14 protein-coding genes are annotated in these 15590 nt (G+C 64.6%); 8 read left to right on the top strand and 6 right to left on the bottom strand.

The window, feature by feature from the left end:
* Positions 1-29 precede the first annotated feature (29 nt).
* From lptC to XH96_RS00555, 8 genes are all read left to right on the top strand, one after another.
* Positions 30-773 carry an LPS export ABC transporter periplasmic protein LptC gene (lptC, locus tag XH96_RS00590; RefSeq protein WP_194390614.1) on the top strand — a complete coding sequence of 248 codons (744 nt, stop codon included), beginning with the start codon at positions 30-32 and terminating at the stop codon, positions 771-773.
* On the top strand, positions 770-1492 hold the full coding sequence (locus XH96_RS00585; protein ID WP_194390613.1) for an LptA/OstA family protein: 723 nt from the start codon (positions 770-772) through the stop codon (positions 1490-1492). The genes lptC and XH96_RS00585 overlap by 4 nt, the downstream gene beginning before the upstream one ends.
* A gap of 223 nt (positions 1493-1715) precedes the next feature.
* Positions 1716-2726 (top strand): LPS export ABC transporter ATP-binding protein, encoded by a 1011-nt coding sequence (lptB, locus tag XH96_RS00580; RefSeq protein WP_194390612.1) that lies wholly within the window; start codon positions 1716-1718, stop codon positions 2724-2726.
* A gap of 89 nt (positions 2727-2815) precedes the next feature.
* Positions 2816-4438, top strand: a complete 1623-nt coding sequence (rpoN, locus tag XH96_RS00575) for an RNA polymerase factor sigma-54 (protein WP_194390611.1) — start codon at positions 2816-2818, stop codon at positions 4436-4438.
* Between the two features lie 198 nt (positions 4439-4636).
* Complete coding sequence (gene hpf / locus XH96_RS00570; protein WP_194390610.1) at positions 4637-5242, top strand: ribosome hibernation-promoting factor, HPF/YfiA family; 606 nt, start codon at positions 4637-4639, stop codon at positions 5240-5242.
* A 219-nt stretch (positions 5243-5461) separates the two neighbouring features.
* Positions 5462-5923, top strand: coding sequence for a PTS IIA-like nitrogen regulatory protein PtsN (gene ptsN, locus XH96_RS00565; RefSeq protein ID WP_028179145.1), 462 nt, complete (start codon positions 5462-5464; stop codon positions 5921-5923).
* Between the two features lie 213 nt (positions 5924-6136).
* Complete coding sequence (locus XH96_RS00560) at positions 6137-7429, top strand: O-antigen ligase family protein (protein WP_194390609.1); 1293 nt, start codon at positions 6137-6139, stop codon at positions 7427-7429.
* A 13-nt stretch (positions 7430-7442) separates the two neighbouring features.
* Positions 7443-8465 carry a glycoside hydrolase family 5 protein gene (locus XH96_RS00555; protein ID WP_194390608.1) on the top strand — a complete coding sequence of 341 codons (1023 nt, stop codon included), beginning with the start codon at positions 7443-7445 and terminating at the stop codon, positions 8463-8465.
* Between the two features lie 296 nt (positions 8466-8761).
* Here the strand turns inward: XH96_RS00555 and XH96_RS00550 are convergent, their stop codons facing one another.
* The 6 genes from XH96_RS00550 to XH96_RS00525 form a co-directional block, all read right to left on the bottom strand.
* Entirely contained in the window at positions 8762-9682 is a 921-nt protein-coding gene (locus XH96_RS00550) for a xanthine dehydrogenase family protein subunit M (RefSeq protein ID WP_194390607.1), read from the bottom strand.
* The gene (locus XH96_RS00545; protein WP_194390606.1) at positions 9679-12366 is read right to left on the bottom strand and encodes a molybdopterin-dependent oxidoreductase; all 2688 of its coding nucleotides are present in this window, start codon (positions 12364-12366) and stop codon (positions 9679-9681) included. The genes XH96_RS00550 and XH96_RS00545 overlap by 4 nt, the downstream gene beginning before the upstream one ends.
* A complete protein-coding gene (locus XH96_RS00540) occupies positions 12363-13004 on the bottom strand; it encodes a TetR/AcrR family transcriptional regulator (RefSeq protein WP_194390605.1) in 642 nt (213 codons plus the stop codon). The genes XH96_RS00545 and XH96_RS00540 overlap by 4 nt, the downstream gene beginning before the upstream one ends.
* Before the next feature lie 424 nt (positions 13005-13428).
* Positions 13429-13701: a DUF1150 domain-containing protein gene (locus XH96_RS00535; RefSeq protein WP_018645064.1), complete on the bottom strand. Its 273-nt coding sequence runs from the start codon at positions 13699-13701 to the stop codon at positions 13429-13431.
* 50 nt (positions 13702-13751) lie between these two features.
* Positions 13752-14177, bottom strand: a complete 426-nt coding sequence (locus XH96_RS00530) for an Hsp20 family protein (RefSeq protein WP_194390604.1) — start codon at positions 14175-14177, stop codon at positions 13752-13754.
* Positions 14178-14448: 271 nt separating this feature from the next.
* Positions 14449-15537, bottom strand: a complete 1089-nt coding sequence (locus tag XH96_RS00525) for a sn-glycerol-3-phosphate import ATP-binding protein UgpC (RefSeq protein WP_194390603.1) — start codon at positions 15535-15537, stop codon at positions 14449-14451.
* Between the last annotated feature and the right edge of the window lie 53 nt (positions 15538-15590).

Below are 15590 nucleotides of genomic sequence, written 5' to 3'. Positions count from 1 at the left end.
TTCAGGAGCCCAGGACTTCAGGAGCCCAGGTGAATTCGGCCCAGAATCCCACCTACGACGCCGCGCTTGCGGCGAAGTTCGCCAGCGCGGCGCGCCACAGCCGCCTGGTGCGGATTCTGCGCATCGCGGTTCCGGGTGCGGTGCTGTTGTCCATGGCCGCCATCGTCGGCGTCTCCGTCTTCAATCCGTTCCGCATGCTGATGCCGAAGCTGCCGCTCGATTCCGGAAACATGGTGGTGTCGGGCACCAAGATCACGATGGAATCGCCGCACCTCGCCGGCTTCACGCCGGACCAGCGGCCCTATGAGCTCTGGGCCAAGACCGCAACGCAGGACATCACCGACCCCGATCATGTCGATCTGTCGGACCTGCGCGCGAAGGTGCTGATGGAGGATCGATCGACGCTTTTCCTCGATGCCCGCACCGGCCGCTTCGACAACAAGCAGCAGCAGCTCGAGCTGCACAAGGATATCTTCCTGCGCACCTCGACCGGCTACGAGGCGCGGCTGAACTCGGCCTTCGTCGACATGGGCAAGGGCACGGTCACCTCGGACGAGCGCGTCGACGTCACGCTGACCAACGGCACGCTGAGTGCGGATCGCCTGCGAATTACCGAAGGTGGTGAGGTCATCCGCTTCGAAGGCAATGTGGTGATGCACCTGGACAAGCTGGACGAGCAGCCCGCGCAGCCCGCCGCCCAGCCTGCGCCGCCCGAGCCGGCGCCGCCTGCGAAGACGCGTACGCCTCAGAACAAGTCTGCCAATTCAAGATGATTTTCATGATGAACTGTTTTCCGCGCGACGCTGTCGCCAGCAAGGCCGCGCTCGCCGTCGGTCTCGCGCTGCTCGTCACGGGTGCGGCCCTTGCACAGAGCACAATGCAAGGCGTGCCCAACGCGATGCAGGGTTTTTCGCAGAATCGCGATCAGCCGATCCAGATCGAGGCCGCCTCCCTGGAGATGCGCGACAAGAAGAAGGAGGCGACCTTCGCCGGCAATGTGAAGGTCGTGCAGGGTGACACCACCATGACCTCGAAGACGCTGGTGGTGTTCTACGAGTCCGGCGGCGACAAGCCGGCCACGCCGCCGCCCGCGGCGAAGGGAACGAAATCGGCGCCGATGCAGTCGGCGACGCCGGGTCCGGGCGGCAGTTCCTCGATCAAGCGGCTGGAGGCGCGCGGCAATGTCGTGGTCACCCAGAAGGACCAGGTGGTGACCGGTGAGACCGCCGTATTCGACACCCGGACCAACCTCATCACCATGCTCGGCGGCGCGGGCGGCCAGGTGGTTCTAACCCAGTGCAAGAACGTGCTGCGCGGCGACCGCCTGATGGTCGACATGACGACCGGTGTGTCCCGTGTCGAATCCGACAACGGCCGGGTGCAGGCGCTGCTGCCGCAGGGCGGCAGCAATGATTGCGGCCAGGGGGGACAAGGGGCCAAACCCGGCGCGGCGCCGCCCCTGCAATTGCCCGGCGCAAGTAAACAAAAGTAAATTCAATCACTTGTCTCGGATCCTCGCGATCCGAGGTTGAAGCTTGCCCGGCGAGACTGTATCTAGCGCGCAGGGCTTTCGAAGCGGGATCCGCCGCTTTTCGGGCGTGTTTCACTGGGCATGAGACATCCCTTCACTCATGCTGCCTCGGCGAATTGAAAGGCCGGTGCGGCAGATCGCGCGAATTTGCGCAGGATCGTCGCGAAAAGGCTAGAAGGCGGGGATGGTCGATCTCTTCAGCATGTTCCGTCGGCGCCCCGCCAAGCGCGGCCGGCCAGGATTTGCGCGTCAGGACATCACCGCGCTCGGTGACAGCGTCGGCGGCCTCGTGCCCAGTCCCATCAGGGACGCGCCGCCGGTCGCCCGCGACCAGCCGATGCGCGCGCCGGACCAGTTCCGGGGTGACTACCAGGCCGACTATCAAGTCGAGCCGCCGCGTCCGCAGGCCGTTCACCCGGTCAGGGCCGCCGCGAGCCCCAACGGCGCGGGCGGCCCTCAGCTGCTGAAGCGGCCCGGCTTCCTGGCTGTGCATAGCGTGGAAAAGAGTTTCGGCAGCCGCCAGGTCGTGCGCGGCGTCAGCATCTATGTGCGCCGGGGCGAAGCGGTCGGCCTTCTCGGGCCGAACGGCGCCGGCAAGACCACCGTGTTCTACATGATCACCGGCCTGATCAAGGCCGACCGCGGCGCGATCGAGCTCGACGGCCACGACGTCACCAAGCTCCCGATGTATCAGCGCGCGCGGCTCGGCATCGGCTATCTGCCGCAGGAAGCCTCGATCTTCCGAGGCCTCACCGTCGAGCAGAACATCCGCGCCGTGCTCGAAGTGGTCGAGCCCTCGCGCAAGAAGCGCGAGCAGCAGCTCGATTCGCTGCTCGACGAATTCAACATCACGCGCCTGCGCAAATCGCCGTCGATCGCGCTGTCCGGCGGCGAGCGCCGCCGCGTCGAGATCGCGCGCGCGCTGGCGACGCGGCCGAACTACATGCTGCTCGACGAGCCTTTCGCCGGCATCGACCCGATCGCGGTCGGCGACATCCAGGACCTCGTCCGCCATCTCACCAATCGCGGCATCGGCGTGCTCATCACCGACCACAATGTGCGTGAGACGCTCGGCCTCACCGATCGTGCCTATATCGTCTATGCCGGGGAAATCTTGACCGAGGGAACTCCGGATGAGATCGTTGCCGATCCGGATGTGCGCCGCCTTTACCTTGGCGAGGAATTCCGCCTCTAGCCCGTTTTTGCGTTTCGTCAAGACGTGTACATCGGGCTCGGACTAGGATAAGCAAAAATCGGACCAATTTTGGGAACGGTTCTTGCTTCATGGCGCTCACGCAGAGACTAGAGTTCCGGCAGTCGCAGTCGCTGGTCATGACGCCGCAGCTGATGCAGGCGATCAAGCTGCTGCAATTGTCCAATCTCGATCTCACGACGTTCGTGGAAGAGGAGCTCGAACGCAATCCGCTGCTGGAACGGGCCAGTGACGAGGGCCCGGTGGGGGAGGCTCCGGCCGAGGCCGGGAGCTACGGCGATTCCGACGGTCAAGGCGATGGCCAGGGCGAGGACGGCTTCGGCGGCGGCGCCGAGGGTTTCGAGCCGGGCCAGGAAGAATGGATGAGCAAGGATCTCGGCAGCCGCGCCGAGATCGAGCAGACCCTGGATACGGGCCTGGACAACGTCTTCTCCGAGGAGCCCGCCGAGGCTGCGGCGCGCACCGCCCAGGACGCCGCGCCGACCACCTATACGGAATGGGGCGGCGGTGCCTCTGGGACCGAAGACTACAATCTCGAAGCTTTTGTCGCGGCCGAGACAACGTTGTCGGACCATCTCGCCGAGCAGCTCGCGGTCGCCTTCGCCGCCCCCGCCCAGCGCATGATCGGCCAGTACCTGATCGACCTGGTCGACGAGGCCGGCTATCTGCCGGCCGATCTCGGCCAGGCCGCCGAGCGTCTTGGCGCATCGCAAGCCGACGTCGAGGGCGTCCTCGCCGTGCTGCAGAAATTCGATCCGCCCGGCGTCTTCGCGCGCAATTTGAGCGAGTGCCTGGCGATCCAGCTCCGCGAGCTCGACCGCTACGACCCCGCGATGCAGGCCCTGGTCGAGCATCTCGATCTGCTTGCCAAGCGCGACATCGTTGCCTTGCGCAAGATCTGCGGTGTCGACGACGAGGACATCGCCGACATGATCGGCGAGATCCGCCGCCTCAATCCCAAGCCCGGCATGAAGTTCGGCTCGGCGCGCCTGCAGACCATGGTGCCCGATGTCTATGTCCGTCCGGGTCCCGACGGCGGCTGGCATGTCGAGCTCAACAGCGACACCTTGCCGCGCGTGCTGGTCAACCAGACCTATTATTCCGAGCTGTCGAAGAAGGTCGGCAAGGACGGCGACAAGTCCTATTTCACCGACGCGCTGCAGAACGCGACCTGGCTCGTGCGCGCGCTCGACCAGCGCGCCCGCACCATCCTGAAAGTTGCAACCGAGATCGTGCGCCAGCAGGACGGCTTCTTCACACATGGCGTGGCGCACCTGCGGCCGCTCAATCTGAAGGCCGTCGCCGATGCCATCCAGATGCACGAATCCACGGTGTCGCGCGTCACCGCCAACAAGTACATGGCGACCAATCGCGGCACGTTCGAGTTGAAATATTTCTTCACGGCCTCGATCGCCTCGGCCGACGGCGGCGAGGCGCATTCGGCCGAAGCCGTGCGCCACCACATCAAGCAGCTGATCGATTCGGAGGAGCCCTCCGCGATCCTGTCGGATGACACCATCGTGGAACGCTTGCGCGCTTCGGGCATTGATATTGCCCGCCGCACGGTCGCGAAGTACCGCGAAGCCATGCGCATACCCTCCTCGGTGCAACGCCGCCGCGACAAGCAGAGCGCTCTTGGTAACGTTCTCTCCACCGCATTGTCCGATCGCTCCCGCAACCCAGAGCCGGCCTGATTGCGCCGGCGCGGAATCGCGCTACTCTCGTCCTCCCTTCGAGACCGATCCAGGCATGCGCATGATCCGGAAAAATGTGCAGCGGTTCTCCTCGCGACATACGCGGAACGCGTTTGCGCGAAGATCGTGCGCAGGGAGCGACTTCAGCTGCGATGATTCGTCATCGCAACTGAGGCAACAAAGCAAGCGAGGCATCCAATGACTCTCCGGATTTCGGGAAAGAGCATCAGCGTCGGCGAGGCCCTGCGCGGCCGCGTTGCCGACCGCACCGACGAGGTGCTGCGCAAGTATTTCGACGGCAACTATTCCGGCCACATCACGCTGAGCAAGGACGGCTTCGGTTTCCGCACCGATTGCGCCCTGCATCTCGATTCGGGAATCACGCTGGAGGCCGATTCGAACGCACCGGATGCCTATGCCAGCGCCGACCAGGCGCTGCTGATGATCGAGAGGCGGCTGCGGCGCTACAAGAACCGGCTCAAGGACCGGTCCGCGCGCAAGGCCCACGTCGCCTCCGAAGCGATGGCTGCGCTCGACGCCACGGCTTACGTGCTGGAAGCGCCCGGAGAGGGCGAAGAGGAAGTCACCGGCTACAGTCCGGTCATTATCGCGGAGCAAACGACGTCGTTGAAGCGGCTCTCGGTCAGCGAAGCGGTCATGGAACTCGATCTCAGCGGGGCGCCCTGCATGGTATTCCAGCATGGCTCGTCAGGCCGGGTGAACATCATTTACCGCCGGGCGGACGGCAATGTGGGCTGGATTGACCCGCCGGGAGCGAAAGCGGGCGGCCAATCGCCCGGCTAGGCCCGGGATTTGGGCACCGTACCATTCCGGCCCTTAACATTGACGGTGGCAAAGCCACACGCGGGAGTTGGCACCGGGATTGCGTTGGAGTAGAAGCCCCCCACATCTTGACCGGGGCTAAGTGCGCCTCCTGCTTCATGTTATTGACGCCGGCTCAGCTTGGTCTATCAAGTTGGCCAAATCGGAACCTGACGGTTTAATTCACCTCGGAAACCCTCCATGCCGATTACCGATCTGGTCGCCCCCGAGGCGATTCTCCCGGCATTGAAGGTCAACAGCAAGAAGCAGGCCTTGCAGGAGCTCGCGGCCAAGGCCGCCGAGCTGACCGGGCAGAACGAGCGCTCGGTGTTCGAGGTGCTGCTGCAGCGGGAGAAGCTCGGCACCACCGCGGTCGGCTACGGCGTCGCCATTCCGCACGGCAAGCTGCCCAAGCTGGAAAAGATCTTTGGCCTGTTCGCGCGCCTCGACCGCCCGATCGATTTCGAGGCGATGGACGGCCAGCCGGTCGATCTCGTCTTCCTGCTGCTTGCCCCCGAAGGCGCCGGCGCCGATCACCTCAAGGCGCTCGCCCGCATCGCCCGCCTGCTCCGCGACCAGGACATTGCCAAGAAGCTCCGCGCCTCGCGCGATGCCGAGGCGATCTATTCGGTGCTGGCCCTGCCGCCGGCGACCGCGGCCTGAACATGATGAGTTGAGGCTTGATTGCTGCAACGACGGGGGTGCAGTCCCTCTCCCGCCTGCGAGAGGGCTGGGGAAAGGGTGTTTCCCCGATGGGATAATCTCCTGGAGGCGAAAGCCCTCACCCGCGCCGGAGCCATGCCCGTGGCAATCGCTTCAACCTAAGTCCGTCCCGCATTAAGCAAAATATTAACCGTGCTTCTGGAAGGTCAGCTCATGGCCAGCCTGCACTCCGTGGCGGATTCCGAGGCATACGACAGCGCGATCTGGAAAGCGCGCGGGGGCGGCGTGGAAACGCTTGCCAGAAACGTGATCCGCATTTCGATCACCGTCAACGTGATCGCGTCGATGGGCGTCTTCAATCCCGCGCTGCTTCGCGCAGAGTGGAGCTATCTGCAACAGGCCGTAGCGCTCTTGATGTGGATCATCCTGATCTACGCCAGTGCCTTCGTACGTCCGCGTGTGAGAGTGCAGTGCAATCCCGATCTCATCGCGCTGGTCGCATTCTATGCTCTTGCCGTCGTTTCCGTTCTCTGGACCAGCCTCGCCAGTGCGGCGTTCATGAAGAGCGCGGCACTCGCGGTGACGACTTTCGGTGCGTACTGCCTCATCACGCGTATCGACATCGACGAGATCGTCGGGTCGACGGCGCTGGGGCTCTTCATACTGGTCGCGGCCTCGGCCTTGTGCGCGGTGTTCGTGCCCGAGATCGGCGTGGACCAGAGCTGGATGCACAATGGCCAGTGGCAAGGAATCTATGAATCGAAGCAGACGCTCGGATTCATCAGCGCATATCTGATGTTCTTTGCCTGCTATCGGAAGATGACGGGGCAGGGATGGATCGCCTTCCTCGCGATGTTCCTATTGGCATCGACCTGCGTCATCGCCTCGGAATCGCGTGGCGCCGGTGCCGTTGCCGTTGCCGCGGGAGCACTGCTCTTTACCTCGATGTGGTCGATCCGCTGCATGAGAGTCTACGCGGTGCTGCCGTTCGTCATGTGCATCCTGGCCGCCCTGCTGATCCTGTATTTCTACGTGACGGGTTACGATTCCATCCATCTCGGCGAAACGACGATCAATTTGACCGAGCGGACCTTCATTTGGCAGTACGCCATCAGCCATTTCAACGATGCGCCGCTGCTGGGCTTCGGCATCAACGGATTCTGGACGCGTCCTGCGATTTACGACTATTTCAACCAGAACCATGGCTGGGTGCTCGACAATTATCACAGCGGTTACATCGCGGTGGCGATCGAGACGGGATTCCTGGGATACGTGCTGTTCGTCGCGAGCGTCTACCTGTTCTCGGAGAAGGTCCTGTATTTGATCGCCACCCGGTCGATCGATCGTCGCCACTGCGCCCTCATCATCGGATTCGTCGTCCTGAGCTTTCAATCGAATTTCACGGAGACGATGTTCCTTCGCTCGACGATGTTCACGTCGGTTCTTCTCGTCGCATTCTTCTTCGCAGTGTGCAGGCCGGTTTCGCAGCACCGCCTGCAGCAATGATGGAGGGAGCAGGATGAATGCCATCCGCGCCCGCTGGTCGGCAACTTTCAGTCTCGCCCTGGCAATATCCATGCTTGCGATCTGCTCCCAGGCCGAGGCCACCGGGCAGGGCACCGCGCCCGCTCCCGCAAAACTGGGGCGCGGCATCAACATCCTTGGCTATGACGGCATCTGGGAGGGAGGCCGGAACGCGCCGTTTCGCCTGGACAACCTCACCGCGATCAGAAAGGCCGGCTTCTCGCACGTCCGGATCAATTTCTTCGGCTTCAAGTTCATGGGCCCCGGCAATCTGCTGGACGAAGTCGTCTTGAGGCGGCTCGATGCCGTGATCGAGGAGGTGCTGGCCCGGAACCTCATCCCCGTCCTCGACGAGCACGATACCCATGTTTGCCAGCAGGACGTGTCCGGATGCGCCGAGAAGCTGAAAGCCTTCTGGAGGCAGATCGCCGAGCGCTATGCCGGAAGATATCCGGCGCTCGTCTTCGAGGTGCTCAACGAGCCGGGCGGCCAGATGACGTCCGCCGCCTGGAACACCCTGCTGAACGAGTGTCTCGGCATCATCCGCGCCACCAACCCCACGCGGACCGTCATTGCCGCCATCCTCAACGTCGACGAGATGCCGGTCGAAGAATTGGTGCTGCCCTCGGACGACAGGAACCTGATCGTGACGTTTCACTATTACGCGCCGCTACGCTTCACCCATCAGGGCGCGCCGTGGTCCGAAACGTTTTCGCGGGTGGGGCCGCTCGATTGGGGCACGCCGGAGGACGAACGAAAGGCGCGCGCCGATTTCGAGAAGATGCGCATCTGGTCGGAACGGGAAAAGCGCCCGATCTATCTCGGCGAGTTCGGCGTCTACGAAGCCGCCCCCGCCGAAGCTCGCACCAGATATCTGTCGTTCATGGCACGACATGCGGAGCGGCTCAGCTGGGCCTGGGCCTATTGGCAGTTCGACCACGATTTCGCGGCCTTCAACAGCGCGCGTCAAAGCTGGAAGCCGGAGATCCTGCGGGCGCTGATTCCGGCGCGGCGGTGAAGCAGGAAGCTTTCGCGAGTTCCGCGGCTTCCTGGGGCCCCGGCTCTGCGCTGCAACGCCGTAAGCGCGTTTACGCGCGTCTTTGACGCGCTATGGAGCGTTGCAGCGCGTCCGTGACATGGGAGTTGAGCACGCCGCAGCATCGCACTCCGTCATTGCGAGCGAAGCGAAGCGATCCAGACTCCCTCCGCGGAAGCAGCCTGGATTGCTTCGTCGCACCAGTGCAAAATTGCTCCGCAATCTTGTCACTGGCTCCTCGCAATGACGTGGCGGAAAACGTCACGCGCAAATACTGGCTAGCCCGAAAGCCGCTCCAGCATGTCGCGCACCAGCCCTTGCAGAAGGTCGAGCTTGTAGGCCGTCATCGGCAATGGTTTGGCACCCGAGCTCGCCGCTTTCGCCGCTTCTGCGATCGATGCCGCATTGGCAATCTTGCCACTGAGCTGGGCTTCCACGGCGCTGAGGCGAAGCGGCACGGGCGCAACGCCGCCGGCAGCGAGACGCACGAGCTGGAATTTGCCATCGGCGATCACGACGCGGGCGCAGAGCTCCACCAGCGGCCATTCCGCATAGGTCCGGCTGATCGCGCGCTTGTAGGAAGCGCGCTCGCCCTCGAGCGGGGCAGGAAGCGCAATGCTCTCGATCATCTCGCCGGCTGCGAGCGTATGATCGGCGTGCGCGACCGAGCCGTCGCCGAGCAGGCCGGCAACCGTCAATCCGCTGCGCCGGTCCGTGGTGATGGTCGCATCATAGGCGAGCAGAGCCGCCGCCATGGTCGAGGGATGCGGCGCGACGCAGTCGCCGAGATCGAAGGCAACGCCATAGAGATGATTGCCGGACCGGGAAGGGCAGGTGTTGCCGCCCTTTTTCAGGCAATCGATGTCGGCCCGGCGGAAATACCAGCAGCGTGATCGCTGCGCGAGATTGCCGCCGAGCGTTGCAACGTGGCGCACCTGCGGCGTGGCGAGGCCTTGCGCGCTCGCCGCAATGCCGGGATAGGCAGCGGCGATGCGCGCGTCGGTCGCGATCGTGGCGATGGTGGTCAGCGCACCGATCCGGGCGGCTCCGTCGGCATCCCAGGTGATCATCTTGTCGCCGGTGGCCGAGATGTCGATCAGCATGCCCTGCGACACGCCGCTGCGGCGGCGTTCGCTGAAATCGGTGCCTCCGGCGCGGAATTCAGGCGTGAGACTGGCGGTCATGACGGCGACACTCACGCTGCATCCCTCCCTTTCAGGGCGGCCACAAGACGATCGGGCCGGAACGGAATTTCGGTCAGTCTCACGCCGATCGCATCGCGGATGGCGTTGGCGATCGCGGGCGAGGTCGGCACGGTGGCGACTTCGCCGATGCCGACGCTGCCGCCCGGCACGTGTTCGAAACCGGCCTCATCGAAATGCACGTCCAGTTTCGGCATGTCGGCAATTCCCGGGATGCGGTAATCCTCCATGCTGCCGCTCAGGATGTGGCCGCTCAAAGGATCGGTCTCCCGCGCCTCATAGAGCGCGTAGCCGATGCCCTGGATCACCGCGCCTGCAGCCTGGCTTCGCGCCAGCATCGGCGCCGCGAGCTTGCCGATCGCGAGGCCCGTATAGGCGTTGAGCACGCGCACATGGCCGAGCCAGGTATCGACCTCGACTTCCATCACCTGCACCGAGCTCGGCACGCCGGCGCCGACCACCATGTGGTTCATCAGACGCAGCACCCAGCCGAACACGCGGCCCATGATGCCCGCCTCGTGCAGCGCGGGCCTGACGCCGGGCCGCGGCTTGCCGTCCTCCTGGCGTCTCGCCGACACGGTGATATCAGGGGAAGCCGCGATCATCTCGCGCCACGGCGCGTTCGAGCCCGGAGCAGGGGTGCGGGACGCGGTGCGCGTGATTTCCGCTTTCAGCTTGTCGATGGCGAGCAAGGTCGGCGGAACCACCGAGGCGGTGACACGGCTGCCGCCGGAGCCCGGCCCTCGCGGCAGGTTGGAGCGGCCGATGCGCACGTCCACATCCTGCGGCTCGAGATCGAACGCCTTGGCGACGGTGTTCGCGATCACGCTGCGCGTGCCCGTGCCGATATCCTGGACCGCGCAGCTTGCGACGATGCGGCCGCCCTCGACCGCGAGTTCGACCGAGGAGTTGGTCTGCCAGAGATAGAGCCAGTACCCGGTGGCGACGCCGATGCCGCGCCGGTAGCGGCCGGTCTGCGATGCCGCCGGCTTGCGGTTCTTCCAGACGTCGAGGCCGGAAGCCCAGTCGTACAATCGCTGACGGTTGGGATCGGGGTCCCAGAGCTTGCGCAGCTGAATCGGATCGATCTTCATGCGCAGCGCCGCTTCGTCGACCGCCTGCTCCAGCGCAAACGACATCGGCGGCCCGCCGGGGCCGCGGAACGGCGCGCCGGGTGGCAAATTGCTGAGCACGTCGAAGTCGACGAGCTCCTTTGCCTCGGCCGGATAGATCAGCCGCGCGAGGCCCGCGATCAGCGAGTTCACGGCGGCGCCGGTATCGGCATGGGCGGTGAGCGATAGAGCCTTGAGGCGGCCTTCCGCCGAGGGCAGCAGGGACAGCTTCAGCTCGGCGGCCGGACGATAGCCGGCGACGGAAAGCTCCTCTTCACGATCGAAGGCGACACGCACCGGCGCCTTCGCGGCGCGCGCAAGCTCGATCGCGGCGATGGTCTCCAGGCCAACGCTGCCCTTGGAGCCGAACCCGCCGCCGACGTGATCGGCGATCACACGCACCTTGTCGTGCGGAAGGCCATAGCGCTTGGCGATCTTCTCCATGTTCTCGTGAATGGCCTGGGTCGAGATGTGCACAATGAGCTGATCGCCATCGAACCTGGCCACGGCGGCATGTGGTTCGAGGCTTGCGTGCTGTTGCGTCGAGACGCGGAAGGTCTCCTCGACCAGCAGCGGATTGCGTTGCGCCCGCGCCTCATCAAGCCAGCTCCTGGCCTGCTTGGCTTTCTGCGAGAACGGCGCCGAAGGCCCGCGCACATTGCCCTTCCACGACACCGGAGCGCCGCCGGCGCCTTCGGACACGTTGCCGGCACGCTTGCGGTCCTTCTTTTCGAACACGATTGGCGCATCGTCGCGTCGCGCTGCATCGAGCCCGATCACCGCGGGCAAGGGCTCGGGCTTGAAGCGGATCGCGGCGATGGCCTTCAGTGCGGTGCGACGATCCTTGGCCGCGACGGCTGCAATCGGCGCGCCGACGAAGCGGACCATGTTGTCATCGTCGAGCAGCGGAACGACCGCGGCAACACCGGTAATGGCGCGCGCCGGCGCCAGGTCGAGCCCGGTGATCCTCGCATGCGCGACATGCGCGCGCAGGATGACGCCTTCGAGCTGGCCGTCATGGTGGATGTCGACCGTGTAGCGGGCCAGTCCCGTCACCTTGTCGCGGGCTTCCAGCCGCGGCGCGATGGGCTCGATGCCGTCGAAGCGGCCCGAGCAAGCCTCGGCGACGGCACGATAGATGCCTTCGTAGGCGCCACAACGGCAGAGATGTCCCGATAGCGCGGCGGCGATCTCCTCGCGCGAGGGTGTCGCCGCGCCCTTGGTCGCGCGCCAGCTGTCGTGGAAGGCGGTGGCTTCGACGACGAAGCCGGGCGTGCAGAAGCCGCATTGCAGGGCGTCGTGCGCCATGAACGCCTTCTGCACCGGATGCAATCCGGCTGCTCCGACGCTCTCGATGGTCGTCAGCGATTTGCCGGCGGCCGCCTGCGCCGGCAACAGGCAGCTCACGACGGGCGCGCCGTCGAGCAGCACGGTGCAGGCGCCGCAGACGCCGGAACCGCAGACGAGTTTGGTGCCGGTGAGGCCGCCATCACGGATCACGTCGATCAGGAGCGCATCCGGATCGTCGGGCAGCACCAGAGGCCGCCCATTGATGGTCGTGGTGGTCATTTGCGAACTCTCGTTTTGCGGTGGGACTTCCTTGCGGACGGCGCCATCGCGCCGGCGACCAGCATGCGCAGCATGGTCGCGAGCTGTTTCAGGAACGCGTCGAGCGGTTGCATGGACGGGAAAGCCGATTTGGTGCCGTGGATCGCCATGTCGACGCAGCGCGCGAGCTCGCGCACGCTGACGCCGCTTTCGAGCGTGAGCTTTCGCTTGCGGCACACCCGCGCGATCGTGGTTGCGATCTCGTCGGCGAAACGATTGGAATAGCTCTGGTAGAGGTCGCGCGCCTGCGCGAGGTGCTCGGAAAACAGCTCCTCGGTATGGGGTGAGTCCTTGAGCGAGGCGAGCAGCGACTGCATGCGCGCGCCGATCTCGGCGATCAGGATGTCGGCAAGCTCGAGGCCTGCGTCTTCTGCCGCCGTCGCTGCCGCGATTTCGGCGGCGAGCCCCTGCTCGTAGATCCGCTCGAGCACGGCGCGAAACAGCGCCTCCTTGGAGGCGAAGTGATGATAGAGCGCCTGCCGCGTCAGCCCGGCCTCCTCCGCCGCCAGCTCGATCGAGGAGCGGCGGAAGCCGTGGCGCCGGAATACGCGCAAGGCGGCGTCGAGGATCCGGTCCTGGGGAGGGGACTTGGCCTGCATTTTGTCAGATTTGACAAACACGAAAGAAATGTCAAATCACGGATTAATGACGGTCTCGTGTGAGCATCAACACCCGCACGCCAGGGCAATTGCATTTGAAAGTTTTCCCTGCGGCCATCCTTCGAGACGCCCGCTGGAGGCGGGCTCCTCAGGATGAGGTCGGAGTGTGCGGCAGCAACGGGCACTGACGCTGATTAGCCTCATCCTGAGGAGGCGCGTTAGCGCCGTCTCGAAGGACGAGGTGCGCGCGCAGACCGTCGCCACGAATCATATGCGATAGCTCTGCCCGCACGCGGGCAGGGACATCGCCGAATTCCCGGTGGCTGGCGATGGCGACGCGAAAACGTCGCCTCTCAATGAAAACGGGCACGCCTTCGCGCGAAGGCATGCCCGCTTGAAACCCTATTCGTGCGACGCGCGCGCTTTAGTGCACGCTCACCGCTTGCAGCTCGTTGCTCCAGGCGTTGGCGACCGCGGCTTCGCGGCTGTCGGTCAGCATGATCGGCGTGCCGTCGGCGGCGTGGAGTGCGAACAGCTTGAGTCCGGGCGCAATCTTCGGCGCCTCGGGGAACAGGTCCGGCACGTCCTCGGAACGGATCTGCTTCACATAGGCGATATGGCCTTCGCCCAGGGTTGCCAGCGTCTCCGGAGAGACGTTCTTGGCTTCGTATTCGAACGCAACGTGACCTTCACTCATGGTCTCGACTCCTCTGGAACACTAAGCGGTCGAGTCCGCTACTCGTTCCATTATTCGTGCTCATTGATAGCGATTGTCTTAACGATCCTCTCCGGTTCTGGCCGGGCCAGATCGATCGACAACAGCCCGTTCTTCAGATCCGCACCCAGCACCAGCATCCCCTCCGCCAGCACGAAGGTGCGCTGGAAGTGGCGCGCGGCGATGCCGCGATGGATGTATTGCCGGGTCTTGTCGTCCTGCTGCCGCCCGCGGATCACGAGCTGGTTTTCCTCAATGGTTACATCGAGTTGGTCGCGCGTGAATCCGGCAACCGCCAGCGTGATGCGCAAGCGCTCGGGCTGGCCGTCCGATCCGTTGCACCTCTCGATATTGTAGGGAGGGTAGCCGTCGGCGCCTTTGACAACGCGGTCGAGCACGCGCTCGATCTCGTCGAAGCCCAGCAGAAAGGGACTGGAGAGCGTTGGAACACGAGACATAGTTTACAAAGTCCTCGCAGAAGCGACTTTGGTGTTTCAGGGCCCGTCAAGGCACCCCTTGATCAGCAATATGGGCATGTTCTGCTGTGGGTTCAAGGACGTAGCCGGAGGCTGTGGACGGGCATTGCGCCCTCAGATGGTCGCGAAGCGTCACGGCCGGGCTTTTCCTGGCACGACGACTCTGTCGCTGAATATTCTCCAACGAAAACAACCCCCGTTCTACTGTGCATGGGGTTGTTTTCGCACTTTGGTGTTTGGCTCTGCGGAACCCTCAGGCCTCGAGCCGCGTCCGCCCGTCGGCGCTGAACAGATGCAGCTTGGCGCGCACTGCCGCGACGCGGATCTTCTGGCCAATAGCTGGAGCCTCGGTTCCGGGAATGCGGACGATGATCTCGCCGGGCGGCAGCTCGCCGGGGGTGGCGGCGACGCGCTGCTCCTCCTGCTCGCGGGAGCCGTAGACGAAGGTTTCGGCACCGACGCGCTCGATTGCCTCCACCGTCAGCGGCAGCGCGACGCCGCCATCCGGGGTCTGGTCGGTGATGACGAAGTCTTCCGGGCGGATGCCGAGGATGCCGGCGTCGGCCGCGGCGCTGCCGGCGAGCTGCGACCGGATCTCCTCGGGCCGCGTCGACATCAAATTCATCGGCGGTGCGCCGATGAAGGAGGCGACGAAGGTCGTCGCCGGCTTCTCGTAGATCGCGAGGGGATTGCCGACCTGCTCGACCTGGCCGCCGTTCATCACGACGAGAATGTCGGCGAGCGTCATCGCCTCGAGCTGGTCGTGGGTGACGTAGATCGACGTCGTGTTGAGCCTGCGCTGCAATTTGCGGATCTCGACCCGCATCGCGATGCGCAGCTTGGCGTCGAGGTTCGACAGCGGCTCGTCGAACAGGAACACCTTGGGCTGGCGCACGATGGCGCGGCCCATGGCGACGCGCTGGCGCTGGCCGCCGGAGAGCTGGCGCGGCTTGCGCTCCAGCATCGACGTGAGCTCGAGCACGCGCGCGGCCTCGTCGACGCGGGTCCTGATCTCGGCTTCCGCCATGCCGCGGTTGCGCAGGCCGTAGGCCATGTTGTTGTAGACGCTCATATGCGGATAGAGCGCGTAATTCTGGAACACCATCGCGATGTCGCGGTCGGCGGGTTCGATTCCGTTGACGACGCGGCCGCCGATGTCGATCTCGCCGCCGGTAACCGTCTCCAGCCCCGCGACCATGCGCAGCAGCGTGGACTTGCCGCAGCCGCTAGGTCCGACCAGCACGCAGAACTGCCCGTCTCCGACATCGACGTCGACGCCCTTGATGGCCTCGAAGCCGCCGGGATAGGTCTTGCGGACGTTGCGCAGGGTGACGTTAGCCATGGGTTTTTCCAGCGAATAGCGAATGGGGGGTGGCGAATGGGGAGGGCAAGGAA

The organism is Bradyrhizobium sp. CCBAU 51765, assembly GCF_015291725.1.
Lineage (GTDB): Bacteria > Pseudomonadota > Alphaproteobacteria > Rhizobiales > Xanthobacteraceae > Bradyrhizobium > Bradyrhizobium liaoningense.
This window is presented reverse-complemented; position numbering and strand designations above follow the sequence as displayed.

Coding starts and splice junctions, on each gene's coding strand:
- XH96_RS00585 (WP_194390613.1), top strand. CDS start 770: ATGATTTTCATGATGAACTGTTTTCCGCGCGACGCTGTCGCCAGCAAG.
- lptB (WP_194390612.1), top strand. CDS start 1,716: ATGGTCGATCTCTTCAGCATGTTCCGTCGGCGCCCCGCCAAGCGCGGC.
- rpoN (WP_194390611.1), top strand. CDS start 2,816: ATGGCGCTCACGCAGAGACTAGAGTTCCGGCAGTCGCAGTCGCTGGTC.
- hpf (WP_194390610.1), top strand. CDS start 4,637: ATGACTCTCCGGATTTCGGGAAAGAGCATCAGCGTCGGCGAGGCCCTG.
- ptsN (WP_028179145.1), top strand. CDS start 5,462: ATGCCGATTACCGATCTGGTCGCCCCCGAGGCGATTCTCCCGGCATTG.
- XH96_RS00560 (WP_194390609.1), top strand. CDS start 6,137: ATGGCCAGCCTGCACTCCGTGGCGGATTCCGAGGCATACGACAGCGCG.
- XH96_RS00555 (WP_194390608.1), top strand. CDS start 7,443: ATGAATGCCATCCGCGCCCGCTGGTCGGCAACTTTCAGTCTCGCCCTG.
- XH96_RS00545 (WP_194390606.1), bottom strand. CDS start 12,366: ATGACCACCACGACCATCAATGGGCGGCCTCTGGTGCTGCCCGACGAT.
- XH96_RS00540 (WP_194390605.1), bottom strand. CDS start 13,004: ATGCAGGCCAAGTCCCCTCCCCAGGACCGGATCCTCGACGCCGCCTTG.
- XH96_RS00535 (WP_018645064.1), bottom strand. CDS start 13,701: ATGAGTGAAGGTCACGTTGCGTTCGAATACGAAGCCAAGAACGTCTCT.
- XH96_RS00530 (WP_194390604.1), bottom strand. CDS start 14,177: ATGTCTCGTGTTCCAACGCTCTCCAGTCCCTTTCTGCTGGGCTTCGAC.
- XH96_RS00525 (WP_194390603.1), bottom strand. CDS start 15,537: ATGGCTAACGTCACCCTGCGCAACGTCCGCAAGACCTATCCCGGCGGC.